The following is a 20,817-nucleotide window of genomic DNA, read 5'->3' as shown; positions in this document are numbered from 1 at the left end:
GTCTGCAGCGACGACAGATAGGAACTCACCCTGGCGGCCTGCGCCTTTTGATCGGCATCGAAAGTCCCGAAAATATTGGCGGGAACATTGCGGCGCGGATCGGGAATCACCGGATTCGGCGGAGCGGTCTGGGTGGCCCCTGTGGTCATCGGCGCGCGCGGCGGCTCCGATGCGCTGATCTGCACGTCGCGGCCCTTCGGCGCCGGCTTTGGAACGGGAACGGTCTGCGCCTGAGACGGCATCGCGGCGCCGGTTACGGCTGCGGCGATCAGCAGCGCCAAAGTGGCGCGCGCATAGCGGGTTACGGGTGGTCTGGTCATTCGAAATTTCGGATTTCTGTTCAACGCGTGGTCCTGCCTGGCTGCCATTTTACCGTGCTTTCGGCCCAAGGAGATATCGTTTTTCCGTGAGAATATCATGATGCGTCAGACGTCTTCCCGGCCCCGATAACGCTCAGAAGCCGCTTTCTTCCTCTTCGACCAGAATTTCACGCTTGCCGGCGTGATTTGCCTGGCCGACGATACCTTCGAGTTCCATCCGCTCCATCAGCGACGCGGCACGGTTGTAGCCGATCTGCAGCCGGCGCTGAATGTAGCTGGTCGAAGCCTTGCGGTCGCGTTTGACGATCGCCACCGCCTGCGAGAACAGGTCGCCGCCGCCCTCGCCGCCGCCCATGCCGGTCGAGTCGAACACCGCGCCGTCCTCGTCGACAGGTTCTTCCGCGGTAACCGCCTCGAGATATTCCGGCTGGCCCTGGGATTTGAGGTGGCGCACCACCTTCTCGACCTCTTCGTCCGACACGAAGGGTCCGTGGACACGGCTGATGCGCCCGCCGCCCGCCATGTAGAGCATGTCGCCCTGTCCGAGTAGCTGTTCGGCGCCCATTTCACCGAGGATGGTGCGGCTGTCGATCTTCGACGTGACCTGAAACGAGATGCGGGTCGGGAAGTTCGCCTTGATGGTGCCGGTGATGACGTCGACCGATGGCCGCTGCGTCGCCAGGATCACGTGCAGGCCTGCCGCGCGCGCCATCTGCGCCAGGCGCTGCACCGCGCCTTCGATATCCTTGCCGGCGACCATCATCAGATCGGCCATCTCGTCGACGATGATGACGATGTAGGGCAAGGGATCGAGGTCGAGCTTCTCTTCCTCGTAGATCGCCTTGCCGGTCTCCTTGTCGAAGCCGGTATGCACGGTGCGGCTCAGCTCTTCGCCCTTGGTCTTGGCTTCCAGCAGGCGCTGGTTGTAGCCGTCGATGTTGCGCACGCCGAGCTTGGACATCTTCTTGTAGCGCTCTTCCATCTCGCGCACCGCCCATTTCAGCGCGACCACGGCCTTCTTCGGATCGGTCACCACAGGCGTCAGCAGATGCGGGATGCCGTCATAGACCGACAGTTCGAGCATCTTCGGATCGACCATGATCAGGCGGCATTGATCCGGCCGCAGCCGGTAGACCAGGCTGAGGATCATGGTGTTGATGGCGACGGATTTGCCGGAGCCGGTGGTGCCGGCGATCAGCATATGCGGCGTCCGCGCCAGGTCGATGATGATGGATTCGCCGCCGATGTTCTTGCCGAGACAAAGCGGCAGCTTGGCGACCGATTCGTCCTTGGCCGTCAGCAATTCGCGCAAATAGACCTTTTCGCGATGCGCGTTCGGCAGTTCGATGCCGATGGCGTTGCGGCCGGGGACGACGGCAACGCGCGCCGACAGCGCGCTCATCGAGCGGGCGATGTCGTCGGCGAGCCCGATGACGCGGGAGGATTTGATGCCGGGCGCGGGTTCGAGTTCGTACAGCGTCACGACGGGGCCGGGATGCGCCTTGACGATTTCGCCGCGAACGCCGAAATCGCCCAGCACGCTTTCCAGCGCGCGCGAATTGGCTTCGAGTTCGGCTTTGCTCAGCGGCTGCCGGTCCGAGGCTTTCGGCGCCGTCAGCACCGACACCGAGGGCAGTTCGAACTTTTCGGAAGCCTTGCGCTGGGGCGCACGCGGTGCGGCCTTCTTGCGCGGGGCGCGGGCGGCGGGAATCTCTTCCTCGTCCTCTTCCTCCTCGATGAAATCCTCTTCGGCCTGCGGCGCCAGTGACGGCGCGGCGCGGCCGCCCAGGTTCGGCTCCTGGCGCTCGAACGCGGCCGTGCGCGTCTCCGGCGCGCTTGCCACCAGCGAGCGATAGGCCAGGGAGAACAGCCATGAGAGCCTGGCCTTGGCGCTCATGACGGCATGAAACGCCCATCCCAGCGAGACCGAGCCGCGATCGTCTTCCTCCACGAACGGCGTGTCGTCGTCCTCGATCGCCGTCAGTTCCGCTTCCTCCGGGCGCGAGCCCATGCCGCTCGCGAACAGGAAGCTCGCCACCACGCCCGCGAACAGGATGGCCCCGAGCACGAGGCGATAGACGGTACCGGGCGGGCCGAACACGACGGCGGGTCCGCGCACCAGCGCATCGCCGACGACGCCGCCGAGCCCGGTCGGCAGCGGCCATGCCCCGCCATGCGCCCAGCAACTGGCAAAGCCCGCCGAGAGCACCGTGCAGAGAATCCAGCAGGCGATCCGCAGCGCTTCGCGGTCGAAGGTGCGGTGGGTGAGCATGCGCCAGCCCCAAACCGCGACCGGCAGGATCAGCATGATAGCGCCGAGGCCGATGATCTGCATCAGCAGATCGGCGCCGATCGCGCCGGGATAGCCGAGAATGTTGCGGATCGGGCGTGAGGTCGCGTGGCTGAGGCTGGGATCCTGCACCGACCAGGTCATCAACGCCGCCGCCGCCACGCCGGCCAGCGCGATCAGCGCGAGTCCCGCGAGTTCGCGCAGACGCCTTGCCAGCGCCTCGCGGATGGACGCCGGCAAGTGGCCGACCAGGGGAAGGACGCGTTCGATCGCCGGCATGCTCATGGGGCCTTCGCGATTAAAATCTGAGTAAGTGGATCGGAGTATTTGCAGCTGGGAAGGTGCGCTCCCTCTCCCATGGGGAGAGGGTTGGGGTGAGGGGGTACGGTCTGTCGCTTGTGCGTAACCCCTCACCCGGCGCTGGGCGCCGACCTCTCCCAAAGGGAGAGGTGAAGGGAGTGCCGCGCTCGGATTTCGAGATCATGAGCCCGACCTAGTCCAGAATTTCGACCAGCCGGTGCAACGCCTCGGCTGTTGTTTCACTGTCGGCGACCAGCGCCAGCCTGATATAGCCGGCGCCGGGATTGCTGCCGTCGGCCTGCGGGCGCGCCAGGTAACTGCCGGGGATCACCCGCACGCCGGCGTCCCTGTAGAGTTTGATCGCCGCGGCCTCGTCGCCGCCGCGCTCCGAAACGTCCAGCCAGACGCAGAAGCCGCCGGCAGGACGCTGATATCCATAGCGACTGCCGAGAATCTGGTCGGCGAGATCGAATTTGATCCGGTAGAGCCTGCGGTTTTCCTCGACATGCGCCTCGTCGGCATACGCCGCGACCGCAACGTGCTGCAGCGGTACCGGCACCTGCGGCGCCGCCACATTGCGCAGCTCATGGAACAGGCCGAGAAATTTCGCGTCACCGGCGGCGAAGCCGACCCGCATGCCCGGCAGGTTGGAGCGTTTCGACAGCGACTGAAACGCCACGACGTTGCTGAAATCGGGCCCGGCGCATTCCAGCATGCTGCCGGGCGCCTCCCTGGTGTAGATCTCCGAATAGCACTCGTCGCTCAGGATCATGAAACCGAAGCGGTCGGCGAGTTGCTTCAGGCGGCTGAAATATGGCTTCGATGCCACCGCGCCCTGCGGATTGGCCGGCGAGGCGATGAAGATCGCGACGGTCCGCGCCAGCGTGGCATCGTCGAGCGCGTCGAGATCCGGCAAAAATCCATTGGCGAGGGTGGTCGGCAGGAAAATCGCTTCGCAGCCCGCCGCGCGGGCGCCGGCGGCATAGGCCGGATAGAACGGATTCGGTATCAGGATCGCAGGTCTGCCGTTGCGCTCGCCGACATGGCGCGCCGCGGTGAGCGCGGCAAAAAACAGCCCCTCGCGGCTGCCGTTCAGCACCAGCAGCTCGGTTTCGGGATCGATCGCCCGCGGCAGGTCGAACCGGGTGGCAAGCCAGTTGGCGGCGCCCCGCCGGAACGGCTCGATACCCTTGGCGATCGGGTAGCGTCCGAAATCGGCGATGTGCCTGGCCAGCACCGGGCCGACAAAGCCCGGAACCGGATGCTGCGGCTCGCCCAATGACAGCGTAATCAATGGCTTGGCCGGCTGATACGGCGCCAGCAGCTCGGTGGTACGCAAGAACGGCGAGCGTTCGCTTTGCGGACTGCCGGCGGCCTGCGGCGCACGTGATGAAGCGGTGATTGCCATACGTAAGCGCCAGCACTCTCGGGCAGCCGGTCGCATGTAGAGACCGGCCAAAAAAGGATGAGACCACCATAGATACGGCGAGGTTAAGACGCGATTAACCATCGACGACACTGGACACTTTGCGAGGTATTACCATATGATTTCGAGGTATTACTTTTGGAGTTTGCGATGGGCACCAGGGTTACGAGCAAGGGCCAAGTGACGATCCCCAAACCCGTTCGCGACTATCTGGGGATTGGTCCTGGCAGTCAGATTGCGTTCCGGCGCGCTGCCGACGGCAGCATCGTCATTGAAAAGGCTGACGGCACACGTCAGCCAAGTCGCTTCGCCAAATTGGTGGGCATTGCGGGGCCCGGTCCTTCTACCGACGAGATCATGGCCATGACTCGCGGGGAATGACCCGTGACGCTGGTGGATTCGAACATTCTGCTGGATATCTTCATCAGGACGCCAAGTTGGTGGGAATGGGCGCTCGTTCAACTGGAGGAAGCCGCTCTGCATGGCCCATTGCTGATCAACGATGTGATCTACGCGGAGAGCTCGGTCCGCTTTCAGAGCATCGATGAATTTGATAGGGCGTTGGTGGTTGCCGGTATCACTGTCGCGTCAATACCCCGGAAAGCGCTGTTTCTAGCCGGCAAAGCGTTTGCGGGATATCGCGCCGCTGGCGGCACACGAACCGGGGTATTGCCGGACTTTTTCATTGGAGCGCATGCAGAGATTGAGGGACTGCCGCTATTGACGCGCGATGCACAACGCTATCGGCATTATTTTCCAAGCGTGATGTTGATCGCCCCGGAAAATAAGGAATGAGGACTTCGCCTAGGATAGGCGCGTCTTTCTGTACATGGGGTTGTTTTCGAAATTTTTGGCCTCTGCCCGCTCAATGCCGCCCCCGAAAACTCATCAACCGCTTGATCATCCGGATGTTGGCGTAATCCACCATCTTGCCGTCGACCGTTACCGCGCCCTGCCCGTTTCGCTCGGCCTCCTCCAGCGCGGCGATCGCGCGTTCGGCGTAGGCGAGCTCCTCGTCCGAGGGGATGAAGGCATCCCGCGTCGGTTCGATCTGGCTCGGGTGGATGACCTGCTTGCCGTCGAACCCCATCGCGGCAGCCTTGGCCGCGGTCGATGCGGTGGCGACCGGGTCGCGGAACGCGCCGCAGGGGCCGTCGATCGCGCGCAGCCCGAAGGCGCGTGCGGCGACCAGCAGGCGCATCATCGGATAGGCGAACAGATCGAGCGGTACCGAGGGATGGCCGTCCGCGGCATTGCCGACATGCCGGTAGCCCGACGGCGATGCGCCGATCTCCGCGCTGCGCGCGCCGATCGAGGCGGCAAAGTCGCCGACGCCGAGATGCAATGCGGTCACCAGCGGGTCCGCCGCCGCCAGGGCTTCCACATTGACCAGGCCGCGTGCCGTCTCGATCAGCAATTCGATCGAGGCCGGCGCCCCGCGCGTGCCGGCGGCCCCGGTGATCCAGCGGCCGACTTCCGCCACGTCGGCGACCGCCTCCGCCTTGGGGATGATGAAGGCGTCGAGCCGCTTGAGGCCGCCGAGCCGCGCGATCTCCTGCTGGATCGACGGACTGTCGATCGCATTGAGCCTGACCGCGACGGTCTTTGCGCCCCAATCGTGAGCGGCCAGTGCATCCGCCGCCGCCTCCAGCGCCGCGGCCTTTTCGGCCGGCGGCACCGCGTCTTCGAGATCCATGAAGACGGCGTCGGCGTTCGAGACCGCAGCGCCTTGCACCATCCGGGCGCGGTGAGCGGGCACGGCGAGATAGGTCCGGGTCAGCCGCGGCGCATTCATGTCCTGACTTTCTCGTCCTTGCATCATCAAACTCCGCTGTCATCGCACGGCTTGACCGGGCGACCCAGTACGCTGGGGCTTCTCGGTTCAGTCGCTGATTTCCCGGCGTACCGGATCCCCGCCTTCTCGGGCACGACGACTGTCCAGCAGCCCGAGTTCGGCGAGGATCGCGTCGGTATGTTCGCCGACCGCGGGAATGTCGCCCATGACCGGATCGACGCCGGGAATGGTGATCGCGGGCAGAAAGCTCATCAGCGGCCCGTTCGGCGACCCCACCTGGCGGACCCGGTCGCGGGCGTGAAGCTGCGGATGTTCGAGGAAGGCCTCGACCGTGTTCATGTTGGCATTGGCAATGGCGGCGTCGTCGAGCCGCTGAATCACCTGCTCGACCGAAAACCTCGCGAAATGTTGTTCGATCAGCGCTTCCAGCGCGTCGCGATTCTGCATGCGCGCCGGATTGTCGCAAAACCGCGGATCGCCCGCCAGCGCCGCTTCTTCCAGCACCTCCGCGCACAGCGCGTTCCATTCGCGCGCGTTCTGGATGCCGAAGAACACCACCCGCCCGTCGCCGCATCGGAACGGGCCGTAGGGTGCGATGGTGGCGTGACGGGTGCCGGTGCGGACCAGCGGCTTGCCGGCGCCATCGGTGTAATAGGCGGGATAGCTCATCCATTCGGTCATGGAATCGAACAGCGAGACCTCGAACGCCATGCCCTTGCCGGTGCGCTCGCGGTTGAACAGCGCCATCAGCACGCCGTTGACGATGTACATGCCGGTCGCGGTGTCGACGACGGCGATGCCGCACTTCGCCGGCTGCTCCTGCGTGCCGTTGATCGACAGAAACCCCGCCTCGCACTGCACCAGCAGATCATAGGCCTTCTTCTCGCTGTAGGGACCGCCGTGGCCGTAGCCGGAAATGTCGCAGGCGATCAGGCGGGGAAAGCGCGCCACCAGCGTCGCGGCATCGAGACCGAGACGTTTGGCGGCGCCGGGGGCAAGGTTCTGCAGGAACACATCCGCCTGCGGCAGCAAGGCGTCGAGCACGCGCCGGCCCTCGTCACTTTTGACGTCGAGCGCCAGGCTCTCCTTCGAACGGTTGGTCCACGCGAACTGGCTCGACATCCCGTTCATGACGTAATCGTAGTCGCGGCAGAAATCGCCCTTGCCCGGCCGCTCGATCTTGATGACCCGCGCGCCCCAGTCGGCCAGATGCCGGCTGGCGAGCGGTGCGGCGATGGCCTGTTCGAGCGATACGACGGTGATGCCGGACAGCGGCAGCTGTGCTGGTTTTCCGTTCATGGCCTTTTCCCTGGAGCGAATGGTATCAAATTAGGGTTGCCATCGCGTTGCATGGGGTTGTTTTCGATTTTTTGTGGAGGGGTGCCTGCTCCGCGGCCCAGGCCGGGTCGTTGATGCTTCGCGCGGGCTGCGAAGCAAACCTCCCATCCAAAGTCCTAGTGTTTGCCGGCGTCCGCGGCCGCGTTTTTCGCCGCGGCGTTGTTGAGCACGATCAGGCCGTCCACCGCGACGCCGACCCTGGTGTTGATCAGGAACGGATTGACGTCGATCGAGGCGATGCGGTTGCCGGCGTCCGCCATCAGGTTGGAGAGGCCGACGATGGCCTTGACCACCGACGCCTCGTGCAGCGCGGGCTTGCCGCGATAACCCTTCAGTTTGACGCCGGCCTTGGTGCGGTTGATCAAATCCCTCGCCTCGGCCGCATCCAGCGGCGCACCGGCCAATGCGACGTCCTTCATCAGCTCGATGTCGACGCCGCCGGTGCCGAACAGCACCACCGGTCCCATCTCGGCGTCGAGGGCGGCGCCGACCACCAGTTCGAGGTCGGCCTTGACCTGCTGGGCGATCAGGATGCCCTCGAGCTTCGGCTTGCCCTTGAGTTTCCGGACCCGGTTGGTGATGTCGTTGAACGCCTTCTTCACCTCGGCGGCGTTGTTGATATTGAGCACCACGCCACCCATGTCGGATTTGTGCAGGATGTCGGCGCTGACCACCTTGGCCACAACGGGAAAGCCGATCTTCTTGGCGATCCTGACCGCATCCGCCGCGGTCTGCGCGATCTCCTCCTTCGACACCGGGATGCCATACGCCTTCAGAAGCCTTTTCGATGCGACTTCGTCGAGCGCGGCCGCGCCATTGGCGCCCTTCAGCGTCTTCTCCAGCGTCGCGCGCGCCGAGGCGCTGGAGCTCGATACGATGTCGGGCACCACCTTGCGCAACCCGGCATAGTCGATCAGCGACTTGATGGCGCCGACCGCGCGATCGAGCCCCTGCATCACCGCGATGTTCGGCAGCGATTTGCGCAACTCCTTGGTGAATTCGGTAAAGCCGATCGACATCGCGCTGATGTAGACCACCGGCTTGGAGGCGGCGCCGGCCATTTCGTTGACGATGCGCAGATTGCGCTCGCGCAGTTCGTGCGGCGCTTTCGGCAGTTCGGCGTCGATGATGACGATGTCGGTGTCGGGATCGTCGATCATGACCTGGATCGAGGCCATATAGACCGAGGGATCGACCACCGCGGCAAAACCGGCGTCGAGCGGGTTGCCGACGATGCTGCCGGGGCCGAGCATCCTTGCCAGTTTGGCGGTGGCGCCGGGGCTGAGCGGGGCAAAATTCAGCCCGGCCGAAAAGAACGCGTCGATCAGCAGGCCGCGCTTGCCGCCGGACAGCGACACGGCGGCGAGCCGGTTGCTCTTCGGCGGTTCGGCGTGCACGAAGCATTCGGTGGTCTCGATCAGCTCATCCAGGCCGCGGACCCGAATCACGCCTTCCCGGGTCGAGATGGCGTCAAAGGTCTCGATCGAGCCGGCCAGCGCGCCGGTATGGGCCATGGCGGCGGCGCGCCCGCCCTCCGACGCCCCGAGCTTGAGCGCGATCACCGGCTTGCCCGCGGCGCGCGCGGCCTTGCAGGCCTCGCGAAACACTTTCGTATTCCGCACACCCTCGAGGTAGACCACGATCACGCGGATCGATGGATCGGCGGCGAAATAGCTCATCAGGTCGGGCGTTTCGAGGCCGGTCTCATTGCCGGTCGTCACCATGTAGCCGACGCCGACGCCGCGATCCTCCAGGGTCTGGCGGATCGCCATCACGATCGCGCCGGATTGGCCGACGATCGCTACGGGGCCTGCCTCCATCGTGACGATGCGGTCGTCGATGTTGGTGAACAGGTTTTCGCCGGCGCTGAGATTGCCGAGACAGTTCGGGCCGGTGACGGCGAGTCCGGTTTCCTTGACGGCCTGTTTCAGCTCGACGGCCAGCCTCTGGCTTTCATCGTCCTGCAATTCGCTGAAGCCCGAGGTGACGATGGTGGCGGAGCGGGCGCCGGCGGCTGCGGCGTCGCGGATCACCTGCACCGCGAAACGCGCCGGCACCAGCACCAGCACGTGGTCCGGTTTGTCCGGCAGGCTGGCGAAATCCTTGTAGCAGGGAACGCCCCAGATGGTTTCGCGCTTCGAATTCACCGGATAGAGGCCGCCCGCGAACTTGTACTTGATCAGGTTGTTCCAGATCCGCTCGGCATAATTGCCGGGCTTGTCGGTGGCGCCGACTAGCACGATGTTGCGCGGATGCAGCATCGCATGGATGCTTTTCACGATCGCGCTGGCGTCGGGCGCAGGTGACCATTTGCCGGCCGAACCGGGCGCGTTGCTCGCGTGGGCTTCCATAGGTATTTCCAACCCTTTGTTCATTCTTGTTCTGCGGCAGCAAGCGATCGACGGCGCGGGTATCCCCGGCCGCTGAAGGCAGGTCGCCCACCTGATTCACCGGACCGGAAACAAACAGATCATTGCCTCCCGCGTCAACACGCGCCGTCCGGTGGCGGGTTCCGGTTATTCCGCGGAACGGTCTTATGCGGCAAAAAGAAAGGGGCCCCAGCTTGCGCTGGAGCCCCTCGACGGTCGGGGCATTGCCGGGTATGTGCCCAAACCGTAGTTCTGGGCGCGACCTCGTGAGGTCGCGCCCCCGGGGAGACCTCACATGTTGTAGGCGCGTTCGGTGTGCTCGGTGATGTCGAGACCTTCGCGCTCCACCTCGACGGTGGCGCGCAGTCCGACGATCACATCGACGACCTTGAAGAGGATCGCCGAACCGATGCCCGACCACACCAGTGTCGTGGCGACGCCCCAGATCTGCGCCGTCATCTGGGCGACCAGATCGTAGTCGCCGACCTTGCCGGCGACGTAGTCGTAGACGCCCGTGCCGCCGAGCGCCGGATTGACCAGGATGCCCGTGGCGAGCGCGCCGAGGATTCCGCCGACGCCGTGGATGCCGAATACGTCGAGCGAGTCGTCGTAGCCGAGCGAGTTCTTGATCACGGTGCAGAAGAACAGGCAGACCACGCCGGCCACCAGACCGAGCACGATCGCTCCCATCGGACCGGAGAAACCGGCCGCGGGGGTGACCGCGACGAGTCCCGAGATGGCGCCCGACAATACGCCGAGCAGCGAGGGATGGCCCTTGATGATCCACTCCGCGAACATCCATGCCAATGCCGCCCCCGCAGTCGCGAGGAAGGTGTTGGTCATGGCGAGCGCAGCGCCGCCGGAGGCTTCGAGGTTGGATCCGGCGTTGAAGCCGAACCAGCCGACCCAGAGCAGCGAGGCGCCGATCATGGTCATGGTCAGCGAGTGCGGAGCCATCAGGTCCTTGCCGTATCCGGTGCGCTTGCCGATCAGGATGGCGCCGACCAGGCCGGCGATGCCGGCATTGATGTGCACCACGGTGCCGCCCGCGAAGTCGAGTGCGCCCTTCTTGAAGATGTAGCCGGCGTCGGCGTTGATCTCGTCGAGCTTGGCCTGCGCCGCAGTTTTCGCCGCACCCTCACCCGCCGCTGCCAATGCCTTGACCGCATCCGTGATCAGGTCCGGACCGGGCCAGTACCAAACCATGTGCGCGATCGGGAAATAGATCAGCGTAACCCAGAGCGGGACGAACAGCGCCACCGCCGCGAACTTCATGCGCTCGGCGAAGGCGCCGACGATGAGAGCGGGGGTAATCGCCGCGAAGGTCATCTGGAAGCAGAAATACACCAGCTCCGAGACGTTGGCGTCGACGCTGAACGTCGCGGCCTTGGTGTCTATGGTCACGCCTGCGAGGAAGGCCTTCGAGAAGCCGCCGATGAAGTCCGAGCCGCCAGTGAAGGCGAGGCTGTAGCCGTAGACCGCATAAAGGATGATGACGATGCAGACGGTGTAGAAGACCTGCGCCAGCACCGACAGCATGTTCTTGGAGCGGACGAGGCCGCCGTAGAACAGGGCAAGACCCGGAATGGTCATCAATAGCACCAGCACCGTCGACGTCATCAACCAGGCATTGTCGCCCTTGTTGACGGTTGGCTCCGCGTAGGCAGCGGTCGCGGCGAACAGGCCGACCGCGAGGGCCGCCAATCCCGCGCTATAGGGACGTTTGAACGTCATTTGTTTTACTCCTGAGTGGAAAAGGTTGAGCGCGAAATCAGAGGGCCGCGGCATCGGCCTCGCCGGTGCGGATGCGGACCGCATGGTCGAGGTTGATGACGAAGATCTTGCCGTCGCCGATCTGTCCGGTCTTTGCAGCCGTCGTGATGGCGTCGATGGTCTTGTCGACGTGGTCCGAGGCGACAGCGACCTCGATCTTGATCTTGGGCAGGAAGCTCACGGCGTATTCGGCACCGCGATAGATTTCCGTATGGCCTTTCTGGCGGCCATATCCCTTGACTTCCGTCACCGTTAGACCGTGAACGCCAATGGCGGTCAGGGCGTCCCGGACTTCTTCGAGTTTGAATGGCTTGATGATCGCCATAACAATTTTCATGGGTCCTATCCCCGCTTGGGCCCGGTCCAGACTCGACCGGGCGATCTCGACTGAGGTTCACCACGCGGAGAAGTTCACTACGCGGGCACAGCCAGACCAGATAGAATCAAATGCCGTGCCAGATCGGCCGTGTTGCCTAACGGTTTATGAACGCGGACCTTTTCGGGCTTTCGGGGAATTCGCCGTACCTGCGCTATTCCGTCGCGCCTAAACCCTGGGCAGTCCTGATCACATCTGAGGCAGGACAGACTCCGGACATAATCGTGCCCAAGCGAAGGGCAGCAGGCGGGTATTTAGGTAGAGAAACCTATTGAAGCGCCTCGCCATGCTGCGAAATATCCAGGCCTTCCATCTCCTGCTGCAGCGAAACCCGCAACGGCACGAAGGCGCCGACCAGTTTGAGCAGCACGAAGGTCATGCCGCCCGACCACAGCAGGGCGACGGCCACGCCATAGAACTGGATCAGCAATTGCCCCGCATTGCCTTCCAGCAGGCCGGAGGTTCCGCCGACCGCGGCGGTCGCGAACACCCCCGCGAGCAGCGTGCCGGTCAGTCCGCCGATGCCATGGACGCCGAAGACATCGAGCGAATCGTCGTAGCCGAGGCGCTGCTTCAGGCTGGTGCAGGCCCAGAAGCAGAGCAGGCCGGCGGCCATGCCGATGAAGAGGCCATGCCAGGGTTCGACGAAGCCGGAGGCCGGGGTGATGGTGCCCAATCCCGCGATCGCGCCGGAGATCATACCGAGCACCGATGGCTTGCGCCGGGTCGACCATTCGATGGCGGCCCAGGTCAGCGCGCCGGCGCAGGCGGCCAGGTGGGTCGCCGTGATCGCCATCACCGCGCGGGGGCTGGCCGACAGCGCCGAGCCGCCATTGAAACCGAACCACCCGACCCACAGCATGCCGGTACCGATCACCGCCAGCGACAGATCGAACGGCGCCAGATTCTCGGTGCCGTAGCCGTGACGCTTGCCGATCACCTTGGCGGCGACCAGGCCGCCGACGCCTGCGGACAGATGCACCACGAGACCGCCGGCAAAATCCAGCACCCCCATGGTGGCGAGGAAGCCGCCGCCCCAGACCCAGTGCGCCAGCGGCACATAGACGAACATGAACCAGCCGACCGAAAACAGCAGATAGGCGGAGAACCGCATGCGGTCGGCCACCGCGCCGGCCACCAACGCAACCGTGATGATCGCAAACGTCATCTGGTACAGCATGAACAGTGCTTCCGGAATCGTCTTCGCCGCCGGATTGACGTCGTCCATTTTCATGCCGGCGAGAAACCAGCGGTCCAGCGTGCCGAGCCAGGGACCGTCGCCGACGAATGCCAGCGAATAGCCGAATGCGACCCAGAGAATGGAAATCAGCGCCACCGCGGCGAGGCTCTGCGCCATCGTCGCCAGCACGTTCTTCTTGCGCACCATGCCGGAATAGAACAGCGCCAGGCCGGGGATGGTCATCATCAGCACCAGCGCGGTGGCGGCGATCATCCATGCGGTGTCGGCGGCGTTGATGCCGGAGGTTTCGGCGGCCATGGCCGGCGTCCCCGGCAATATCAGCCATGATGCGAGCGAAAAGGTCGCCGCGGCGCGAGCCGCGTGACGTGGCAGAACCCCCATGATGTTTCCCCAGCCTGTTGTCGATATGTTGTCTTGATGCGGTGTCTTGGAGCACCGCTTTCTTGTGGCTTAAGTGATGGTCAGAGCGCGTCGCTGTCGGTTTCGCCGGTGCGGATGCGCAGCGCGTGATCGATCGGCGTCACGAAGATCTTGCCGTCTCCGATCTGGCCGGTGCGTGCGCTTTGCGTGATCACCTCGACCGCCTTGTCCGCGATGTCGGAGGCGACCGCGATCTCGATCCGCAGCTTGGGCAGGAAGTTCACGACATATTCGGCGCCGCGGTAGATTTCGGTGTGGCCCTTCTGGCGGCCGTAGCCCTTGACCTCGGTCACCGTCATGCCGTGGACGCCGATGGCCGTGAGCGCCTGGCGGACTTCGTCCAGCTTGAACGGCTTGATGATCGCGACGACGAGTTTCATGGTCAGGCCTTATCTACTCAAATTTCGGTATCGGGCGTCAGGTGATTTGCGCCTGATCAAATCTGGCATCTTTCCGGGCAAATGGCACAAAAAAGTTGCATGCGGCGAAAAAACATTTGTGGCCGGGCTAGCGCATGCCTGTACAGGGCCCGCGATCGTCCGCCACAATGCATGTCCCGCGTCCGATCGATCGGATGCGTCGTGACGCCTGAGGGAATGGTATGGCAGCTCGATCCTGGTTCTACGCGTCCGAAGGCCAGCAGCAGGGTCCGTTCCCCGAGATCCAGCTCCGCGAGTTGATCGCCCGCGGCACCATCACGGCGGACACGCTGGTCTGGACCGAGGGCATGGCCAACTGGCAGAGGGCGGCCGAAATCCCGGGCCTCGCGCCGGGCGCCTCCGGGCCGCCGGCGATGCCGCGTTCGGGCGGTGCTGCGCGCACGGGCGGATACAGCGAGGGGCCGCTATCGATCGATTTCGGGATCCTGGACTTCGCCTGGCGGAGCATCGTTCTGTTCTTCGGCCTCGTCCTGGTCATCCCGGCCCCGTGGGTCCTGGTCTGGTACATCAAGTGGTTCGTACCCTGCGTGAACGTGCCGGGACGGCCCAATCTCAGCTTCGAGGGCGCGGCGATGACGATCGTTCCCTGGTATTTCGGCGCCGTCGTGCTCTTTATCGGCGTTGCCATGACCGGCATCGAGTTGCTCAACAATCTGATGTTCTTCGTTCAGATCGCTCTCTATTGGCTTTTCGTAAGATGGTTCTTCGCCAATCTGGCTTCCAACCAGCAGCCGCTCGGGCTCAGCTTCTCCGGATCGTTCTGGGCCTATCTCGGATGGACCGTTCTGGCGATCATCTCCGTCATCACCATCATCGGCTGGGCCTGGGTTTACGTGGCCGCGCTGCGGTGGGTCTGCCGAAACATCCAGGGCACGCGGCGCGAAATCCTGTTCGTCGGCACCGGACTGGAATTTCTGTGGCGTGCGGTCGTGGCCGCGATCGGCACCATCTTCATCATCCCGATCCCATGGGTGTATCGCTGGATGTCACGCTGGCTGGCGTCGCAGACCATCCTGACCGAGAGAGGCGCGCAGGTGAACGGCTGAGCGTTCACTTGCGTTCGCGCAGCGAGCCTTCCTGCGCCACGGAAGCCACCAGCGTGCCGTCCTGCTTGTAGATCATGCCGCGGGTCAGGCCGCGGCCGCCGCGGGCGCTCGGCGAGTCCTGCGCGTAGAGCAGCCACTCGTCGGCGCGGAACGGACGGTGAAACCACATCGCGTGATCGAGGCTCGCGGGCATCATCCGCTTGTCGAACAGCGTCCGGCCGTAGCGCGCCATCGCGGCATCCAGCAGCGAGAAATCCGAGGCATAGGCCAGCGCGCACATATGCAGCGCCGGATCGTCCGGCAGCTTCGAGGCGGTCCGGATCCAGACATTGATGCGGCCGTCGTCGATCTTCTGGCCGAAATAGCGGCCGAGCTCGACCGGGCGCAGTTCGATCGGACGGTCCGATTCGTAATAGCGCCGGATGAAATCCGGCATCTCGCGGAACATCGGCTGTTTTGCCACTTCCTCGGCGGTGAGTTTTTCCGGCGGGGGCACGTCCGGCATCCGGTCCTGGTGGTCGAATGCGCTTTCTTCCTCGACATGGAACGACACCATGATCGAGAAGATGGCGCTGCCGTGCTGGATCGCCGTGACCCTTCGGGTCGAATAGCTCCGGCCGTCGCGCAGCCGCTCGACCTCGTAGATGATGGGAATTTGCGGGTCGCCCGGCAGGATGAAATAGCAGTGCAGCGAATGCGGCAGCCGGCCCTCGACGGTGCGGCACGCCGCCACCATGGCCTGTCCGATCACCTGCCCGCCGAAGACGCGCTGCCAGCTCGTCTTCGGGCTGTTGCCGCGGAACAGGTTCACCTCGATCGGTTCGAGATCGAGGATTGAAATCAGGTCAATGACGCCTTTGGACATGGCAGCGCTTTCGATTCTTCCGTCATTCCGGGGCAGGCGTCTTCGCGTGAACCCGGAATCTCGAGATTCCGGGTTCGTTCGCTCACGCTCACGCCCGGAATGACGGCCTGTCGGGCAGGGCCCTTGTTTCGCATCCCTGTTTCGCCCAGCTATACTCCGTGGGCAAGAGCGACAGTAAAGGTCTGGACATGTCTTCACAGCGTAGCATTGTCATCGGCGGCGGCGCGTTTGCGGGACTGGCGCTGGCGCTGGCGCTGCGACAGGGCCTCGGCGCCGAAATTCCGGTCATTGTCGCCGATCCGGCGCTGGCCTCGCGGCCGAGCCGCGATCTCCGCGCCACCGCCATCGTCGCGGCCTGCCGCCGGCTGTTCGCAGCCCTCGAGGTGTGGGATCAGGTCGCAGCCTCCGCGCAGCCGATCACGGACATGGTGGTTACCGATTCCAAGGTGGAAGACGCCACCAGGCCGGTGTTCTTGACCTTTGCCGGCAACGTCGAGCCCGGCGAACCGTTCGCGCATATGGTCGAGAACCGACATCTGATCGATGCGCTGGTCGCGCGCGCCGAGGCTGCCGGCATCGACCTGCGCGCTACCGCGGTGACGGATTTCGAGTCGCGCAGCGACGGCGTCGATGTCACGCTGGCCGACGGCAGCGTGATCGAGGCCAGCCTGCTGGTCGCCGCCGACGGTGCACGCTCCCGACTGCGCGAGCGGGCCGGCATCGCCACCCATGGCTGGGACTACGACCAGTCCGGCATCGTCGTCACCGTCGGCCACGAGCGGGAGCATCACGGCCGCGCCGAAGAACATTTCCTGCCCGCCGGACCGTTCGCGATCCTGCCGCTGACCGGCAACCGCTCCTCGCTGGTGTGGACCGAGAAGCGCGCCGAAGCCGCACGCATCGTGGCGTTGAGCGATGAGGAATTTCACGGCGAACTCGAACGGCGTTTCGGTCTGCACCTCGGCGAGATCAAGGCGCTCGACAGACCACGCGCGTTTCCGCTCGGCTATTTCGTGGCACGCTCCTTCATCGGCGAGCGGCTGGCGCTGATCGGCGACGCCGCGCATGTGATTCACCCGATCGCGGGCCAGGGGCTCAATATGGGCCTGAAGGACGTCGCCGCCCTGGCCGAAGTGATCGTCGATGCCGCGCGACTCGGCATCGATCTCGGGCAAGCCGACGTGCTCGACCGCTACCAGCGCTGGCGCCGGTTCGACACCATGGCGATGGGGCTCGCCACCAATTCGCTCAATCTCCTGTTCTCCAACGAATCGACGCTGCTGCGGACGGTGCGCGATATCGGCCTCGGCCTGGTCGACCGCGCGCCGCCGTTGAAGAGTCTCTTCATCCGCCAGGCTGCAGGCCTGTCCGGCGAAGTGCCGCGGCTGCTGAAGGGCGAGGCGCTGTAGCGGCAGCGGCATATCGGGGACTCGTTTCGCCGCACTTCCATCATTGATTGATTGTCATCCCCGCGAAGGCGGGGATCCAGTACGCCGCGGCCTATCGATTCAATGCCAACCGTCTCTGGGATACTGGATCGTCCGCCTCCGCGGACGATGACAGTTGAGGTGTGGCGCACTGGCACGTCACATCCGTCAGGTTCAAATTTCAAAGAGCAAGGCTGTGATTGCGCGAAGCAATCCATCTCTGCGCGCCGAATAAGCTTCACTGCGCTGGCGATGATGGGGAGCTAGGCTAATCGATCTTCCGCGCCTCTTCCGGCAGCATGATCGGGATGCCGTCGCGGATCGGATAGGCGAGTTTCGCCGAACGCGAGATCAGCTCCTGTTTCGCCGCGTCGAACTCTAGCGCGCCCTTGGTCAGCGGACAGACCAGGATTTCAAGCAATTTCGGATCGACGGTGCCTTCAGGACGTTCGGACGGGGATGTCATGCATTGGTCTCCGGCTCGGGTTTTATCCCTTAGCATATTTGCTCTGCGGCGGTAGCCACGCGAGTTTTCGTTTACATGCGTTCACCCGGCAATTCGCTGGCTTGCTTCACCCACGCAGCGATCTGTGCTTCGTCGAACGGGTCGCCCTCACGGATGTCGAGGTAGCGCACTTCCTTTTGCTTGGATTCGCCGGGTGGAACGGGACGCAGCGAGGTGCCGCGAAAGAAGGCCAGCTTGATGTATTTCGTGAAACAATGGAAGCTGAGGAACCAGCCCTGATCTTCGCCTTCACCTTTGCCTTGGCCCCCGACGCCATAGAAGGGCGAATTCCATTTCACCGCCTTGCGCACGCCGGGGACGGTGCGCGCGATCAGCGCGTCCAGACGGCACCCGACCTCGCGTTTCCAGCCCGGCATGGCCGCGATGTAGGCCTTTACGGGGGCGTCGCCATAACCCTTGGCGATCTGTGGATTGCCGCCGGAGAGCAGCACCGGCTTTTTAGTGGCGGTGCGCCGGCTGGTGCGCTTTTTCGCGACCTTCGACTTCCCGGACGCCTTACCGGCCATCGCCTTGCTCCTATCCGCCGGCAGCGCGTTCGCCGCTCCGCCTGGAGAGATACGGCAGCGCAAACAAGTACAGGCCGCTAGACAGCAGCAGGAAGAGCGGGAGCAGCGGCGAGTAGACCACCCAGGCTGGAGGCTCGCCCAGTCCGCTGTTGAGTCCCATGGCAGTGAAGTTGGCGATGACGGTCACCGTAAAGGCGATCGACAGCCAGCGGTGGAATTGCCGAATCCAGTTGTTCCATTTCAATGGCGCCTCCAAATCAAGATGAACTCATACGCGGCGCGGCAGGAATCAGTCGGTCCGCACCAGCACTTCTTCCAGCTTCGCCAGGAATTTCTGCCATCCGGCGTTGGCACCGCCAAACGCCTGCCGCTGATCCGGCCGGAAGCCGACCTGCTCCATGCGCAGGAGGGTCCCTGACGTCGTCGGCGTGATCGTGAAGGTCACCACGCTGGTCAGGTTGAACGCGGCATCGGCGTGCGCGAAATTCCAGGTGTAGGACAGCGCCTTGATCGGCTCGACGACCAGGACCTCGCAGTCCAGCACCCCGCCCCAGTCGCCGCGCAGATTGAAGCGATGACCCACGACGGGCTCGAAATCGTTCTTCATCAGCCACTCCTCGATCAGGTGTGGCTGCGTCAGCGCCCGCCAGATCTTTTCCGGCGGATGAGGGAACTCGCGTTCGACGACGACGGAGCGCGTTTCGTTCGCGGTCATTGGTCCATCCTGTTCAGCAGGTCTTCGAGGCCGTCGAACCGGCTTTGCCAGAAGCCGGCCATCCGGCTGGTCCAGTCGATCAGCGGACCCAACGCGCCGGGCTGCGCGCTGTAATGGGTCTGCCGGCCTTCGTGGCGGTCGAGCACCAGCCCGGCCTGCCTGAGGATCCCGAGATGCTTCGACACTGCGGGTTGCGAGACCCCGGACTGCGCGGTCAGCGCCCCCACCGTCTGCTCGCCCTCGCGGCACAGCCGCTCGAACAGCGCCCGCCGGGTCGGATCGGCGAGGGTTTTGAACAGGAAATCGGGAGCACTGGCTATCATAAATAACTCTGGAGTTATTGATCGATTCATAACCCCGGAGTTATGCTTGCGTCAAGCGCCTTGGCCATCGAATTGATCGTGCAAGGCGGAGCGGTCGGGATCGACGACCTCGCTATTCCTGGCGCGGCCGCTGCCGGCGCTATCCGATTTCCTGTCCGGACCGCTTCAGGGTCTCGGACGGCAGTTCGCCGAAAGCGAGACGGAAATCCCGGGCGAAATGCCCGGGATTCTGGAAACCGCATTTCAGTGCGACCTGCGTCACCGCGGTGCGCTCGGTCGACTGTTCGAGCATCTGGCGCGCCCGGTCCAGCCGCACCCGCTTGGCAAAGTCAGCCGGCGAGTAGCCGCGGTCTCGCTTGAACTGCCGGAACAGACTTCTGGCGCTCACCTTGGCCACCGCGACCATCGCCTCGATGTCGATCGGCTTGTCCCAGTTCGCCTCGATGAATTCCTCGACCCGCCTCACCGCCGAAGCACCGGCCGGCAACGGCTCGCGCAGGAGCAGTTGCGTATAGCTGTGTCGGTGACACATCAGAAACTTCATGATCACCATGCGTTCGACTTCGGCAGCGGCGAGGTCGGAGAAAAAGGTGCCGCGCTCGTTGTAGTCCGTCGCGAACTGAAAGATCCTGCGCCGCAATGCGCTCATCGCCGGACTGCGATCGACGTTATCGTCGAACACCAGGTTCCTCGAAACCTCCTGACCTATCAGCGCGCCGAGGTGGCGAAGCAGCGCATCGAATTCGATTCGCAGTTCGAGCTGTCGATAGCGGCCGTCAAGATCGAGCCTCAGCGGCCCCGGCGGCAACACCATGGTCCACGAACCCGGTGCGATGCCGCCGGTCTGGCCATCAATCGTGTGTTGCCCGGAGCCCTGGATATTGAAGATCTGGCGGATGAAGGTGGTTTCGCCGAAGTCCAGCGACACATCGCCGGCGTAGTCGCAATAGGATAGCCCAAGCCCCGTCATCTGCAGATGATTGGCTCGAACCGCGAATTGCTCCCGGTCACCGCGAATGCAGAAGCCGGTTGCTCCGAATACGCTGAACAGACGGTCGCGTGCGAACGCCGGGTCGTTCGTTCGCATGACCGGATAGCGGCTCAACAAGGGGGATCTAAAAGGCATTCTGCGAATCGAGGCGGTGAGGGCGCGATGATATGATGACTACACTTGCTTCACCAGCGCGCCAACAATCGAGGATTGTGCTGCTGGGGGCGCCGCGACAGATCATCAAATCGCGCCTCGTCAAACCAGAAAGCGCCACGGCTCCGGTACCCCGTTAGTGGCGCCTCTCCGGTCGTGGCGGAATTTGGCTGTGTCGTCGCCGAACGGTCTAAGTCAGTAATAACCCGGACAAGCT

Annotated in this window: 20 protein-coding genes and 1 pseudogene; 4 read left to right on the top strand and 17 right to left on the bottom strand. The window is 64.0% G+C overall.

The genetic code is table 11. The features are described from left to right. From Q8R73_RS23535 to Q8R73_RS23525, 3 genes and pseudogenes are all read right to left on the bottom strand, one after another. Window positions 1-320 (bottom strand): annotated as a pseudogene (locus tag Q8R73_RS23535) (outer membrane lipoprotein carrier protein LolA); the annotation flags it as partial. Window positions 321-453: 133 nt separating this feature from the next. After that, on the bottom strand, window positions 454-2,895 hold the full coding sequence (locus Q8R73_RS23530) for a DNA translocase FtsK (RefSeq protein ID WP_305721937.1): 2,442 nt from the start codon (window positions 2,893-2,895) through the stop codon (window positions 454-456). Window positions 2,896-3,103: 208 nt separating this feature from the next. Then, window positions 3,104-4,318 (bottom strand): aminotransferase class I/II-fold pyridoxal phosphate-dependent enzyme, encoded by a 1,215-nt coding sequence (locus tag Q8R73_RS23525; RefSeq protein WP_305721936.1) that lies wholly within the window; start codon window positions 4,316-4,318, stop codon window positions 3,104-3,106. A gap of 168 nt (window positions 4,319-4,486) precedes the next feature. Here Q8R73_RS23525 and Q8R73_RS23520 point away from each other — a divergent pair, with 168 nt between their 5' ends. Together Q8R73_RS23520 and Q8R73_RS23515 are read left to right on the top strand one after the other, a co-directional pair. Next, complete coding sequence (locus tag Q8R73_RS23520) at window positions 4,487-4,717, top strand: AbrB/MazE/SpoVT family DNA-binding domain-containing protein (protein ID WP_305721935.1); 231 nt, start codon at window positions 4,487-4,489, stop codon at window positions 4,715-4,717. A gap of 3 nt (window positions 4,718-4,720) precedes the next feature. Continuing rightward, a complete protein-coding gene (locus Q8R73_RS23515; RefSeq protein WP_305721934.1) occupies window positions 4,721-5,131 on the top strand; it encodes a type II toxin-antitoxin system VapC family toxin in 411 nt (136 codons plus the stop codon). A gap of 70 nt (window positions 5,132-5,201) precedes the next feature. On the opposite strand, the gene Q8R73_RS23510 is transcribed toward Q8R73_RS23515, so the two are convergent. The 7 genes from Q8R73_RS23510 to Q8R73_RS23480 all read right to left on the bottom strand — a co-directional run bounded on the left by Q8R73_RS23510 (window position 5,202) and on the right by Q8R73_RS23480 (window position 13,988). Then, window positions 5,202-6,131 (bottom strand): CoA ester lyase, encoded by a 930-nt coding sequence (locus tag Q8R73_RS23510; protein WP_305721933.1) that lies wholly within the window; start codon window positions 6,129-6,131, stop codon window positions 5,202-5,204. An 87-nt stretch (window positions 6,132-6,218) separates the two neighbouring features. Then, window positions 6,219-7,430 carry a CaiB/BaiF CoA-transferase family protein gene (locus Q8R73_RS23505; protein WP_305721932.1) on the bottom strand — a complete coding sequence of 404 codons (1,212 nt, stop codon included), beginning with the start codon at window positions 7,428-7,430 and terminating at the stop codon, window positions 6,219-6,221. A gap of 155 nt (window positions 7,431-7,585) precedes the next feature. Beyond that, complete coding sequence (locus Q8R73_RS23500; protein WP_305721931.1) at window positions 7,586-9,820, bottom strand: acetate--CoA ligase family protein; 2,235 nt, start codon at window positions 9,818-9,820, stop codon at window positions 7,586-7,588. Between the two features lie 309 nt (window positions 9,821-10,129). Next, a complete protein-coding gene (locus tag Q8R73_RS23495) occupies window positions 10,130-11,572 on the bottom strand; it encodes an ammonium transporter (protein WP_305721930.1) in 1,443 nt (480 codons plus the stop codon). Window positions 11,573-11,609: 37 nt separating this feature from the next. Further along, entirely contained in the window at window positions 11,610-11,948 is a 339-nt protein-coding gene (locus Q8R73_RS23490; protein ID WP_305721929.1) for a P-II family nitrogen regulator, read from the bottom strand. Between the two features lie 307 nt (window positions 11,949-12,255). Beyond that, complete coding sequence (locus tag Q8R73_RS23485) at window positions 12,256-13,569, bottom strand: ammonium transporter (RefSeq protein WP_371126158.1); 1,314 nt, start codon at window positions 13,567-13,569, stop codon at window positions 12,256-12,258. Window positions 13,570-13,649: 80 nt separating this feature from the next. After that, complete coding sequence (locus Q8R73_RS23480) at window positions 13,650-13,988, bottom strand: P-II family nitrogen regulator (protein ID WP_305721928.1); 339 nt, start codon at window positions 13,986-13,988, stop codon at window positions 13,650-13,652. Window positions 13,989-14,209: 221 nt separating this feature from the next. Here Q8R73_RS23480 and Q8R73_RS23475 point away from each other — a divergent pair, with 221 nt between their 5' ends. Next, complete coding sequence (locus tag Q8R73_RS23475; protein ID WP_305721927.1) at window positions 14,210-15,094, top strand: DUF4339 domain-containing protein; 885 nt, start codon at window positions 14,210-14,212, stop codon at window positions 15,092-15,094. A gap of 4 nt (window positions 15,095-15,098) precedes the next feature. On the opposite strand, the gene tesB is transcribed toward Q8R73_RS23475, so the two are convergent. Continuing rightward, the gene (tesB, locus tag Q8R73_RS23470; protein ID WP_305721926.1) at window positions 15,099-15,959 is read right to left on the bottom strand and encodes an acyl-CoA thioesterase II; all 861 of its coding nucleotides are present in this window, start codon (window positions 15,957-15,959) and stop codon (window positions 15,099-15,101) included. A 188-nt stretch (window positions 15,960-16,147) separates the two neighbouring features. Between tesB and Q8R73_RS23465 the strand changes: the two genes are divergently transcribed. After that, window positions 16,148-17,368 carry a ubiquinone biosynthesis hydroxylase gene (locus Q8R73_RS23465; RefSeq protein ID WP_305721925.1) on the top strand — a complete coding sequence of 407 codons (1,221 nt, stop codon included), beginning with the start codon at window positions 16,148-16,150 and terminating at the stop codon, window positions 17,366-17,368. A gap of 286 nt (window positions 17,369-17,654) precedes the next feature. Here the strand turns inward: Q8R73_RS23465 and Q8R73_RS23460 are convergent, their stop codons facing one another. From Q8R73_RS23460 to Q8R73_RS23435, 6 genes are all read right to left on the bottom strand, one after another. After that, entirely contained in the window at window positions 17,655-17,852 is a 198-nt protein-coding gene (locus tag Q8R73_RS23460) for a Trm112 family protein (RefSeq protein ID WP_305320876.1), read from the bottom strand. A 71-nt stretch (window positions 17,853-17,923) separates the two neighbouring features. Further along, window positions 17,924-18,418: a DUF1801 domain-containing protein gene (locus Q8R73_RS23455; protein ID WP_305721924.1), complete on the bottom strand. Its 495-nt coding sequence runs from the start codon at window positions 18,416-18,418 to the stop codon at window positions 17,924-17,926. Window positions 18,419-18,428: 10 nt separating this feature from the next. After that, window positions 18,429-18,662, bottom strand: coding sequence for a hypothetical protein (locus tag Q8R73_RS23450; protein ID WP_305721923.1), 234 nt, complete (start codon window positions 18,660-18,662; stop codon window positions 18,429-18,431). Window positions 18,663-18,707: 45 nt separating this feature from the next. Beyond that, window positions 18,708-19,133, bottom strand: coding sequence for an SRPBCC domain-containing protein (locus Q8R73_RS23445; RefSeq protein WP_305721922.1), 426 nt, complete (start codon window positions 19,131-19,133; stop codon window positions 18,708-18,710). Continuing rightward, window positions 19,130-19,456: an ArsR/SmtB family transcription factor gene (locus tag Q8R73_RS23440; protein ID WP_371126157.1), complete on the bottom strand. Its 327-nt coding sequence runs from the start codon at window positions 19,454-19,456 to the stop codon at window positions 19,130-19,132. The genes Q8R73_RS23445 and Q8R73_RS23440 overlap by 4 nt, the downstream gene beginning before the upstream one ends. A gap of 139 nt (window positions 19,457-19,595) precedes the next feature. Further along, a complete protein-coding gene (locus tag Q8R73_RS23435) occupies window positions 19,596-20,543 on the bottom strand; it encodes a helix-turn-helix domain-containing protein (protein WP_305721921.1) in 948 nt (315 codons plus the stop codon). Window positions 20,544-20,817 lie beyond the last annotated feature (274 nt).

It is taken from the genome of Bradyrhizobium sp., assembly GCF_030697065.1.
GTDB lineage: Bacteria > Pseudomonadota > Alphaproteobacteria > Rhizobiales > Xanthobacteraceae > Bradyrhizobium.
Note: the sequence above shows the minus strand (reverse complement) of the source record. Positions and strands in the feature narration are given on the sequence as shown.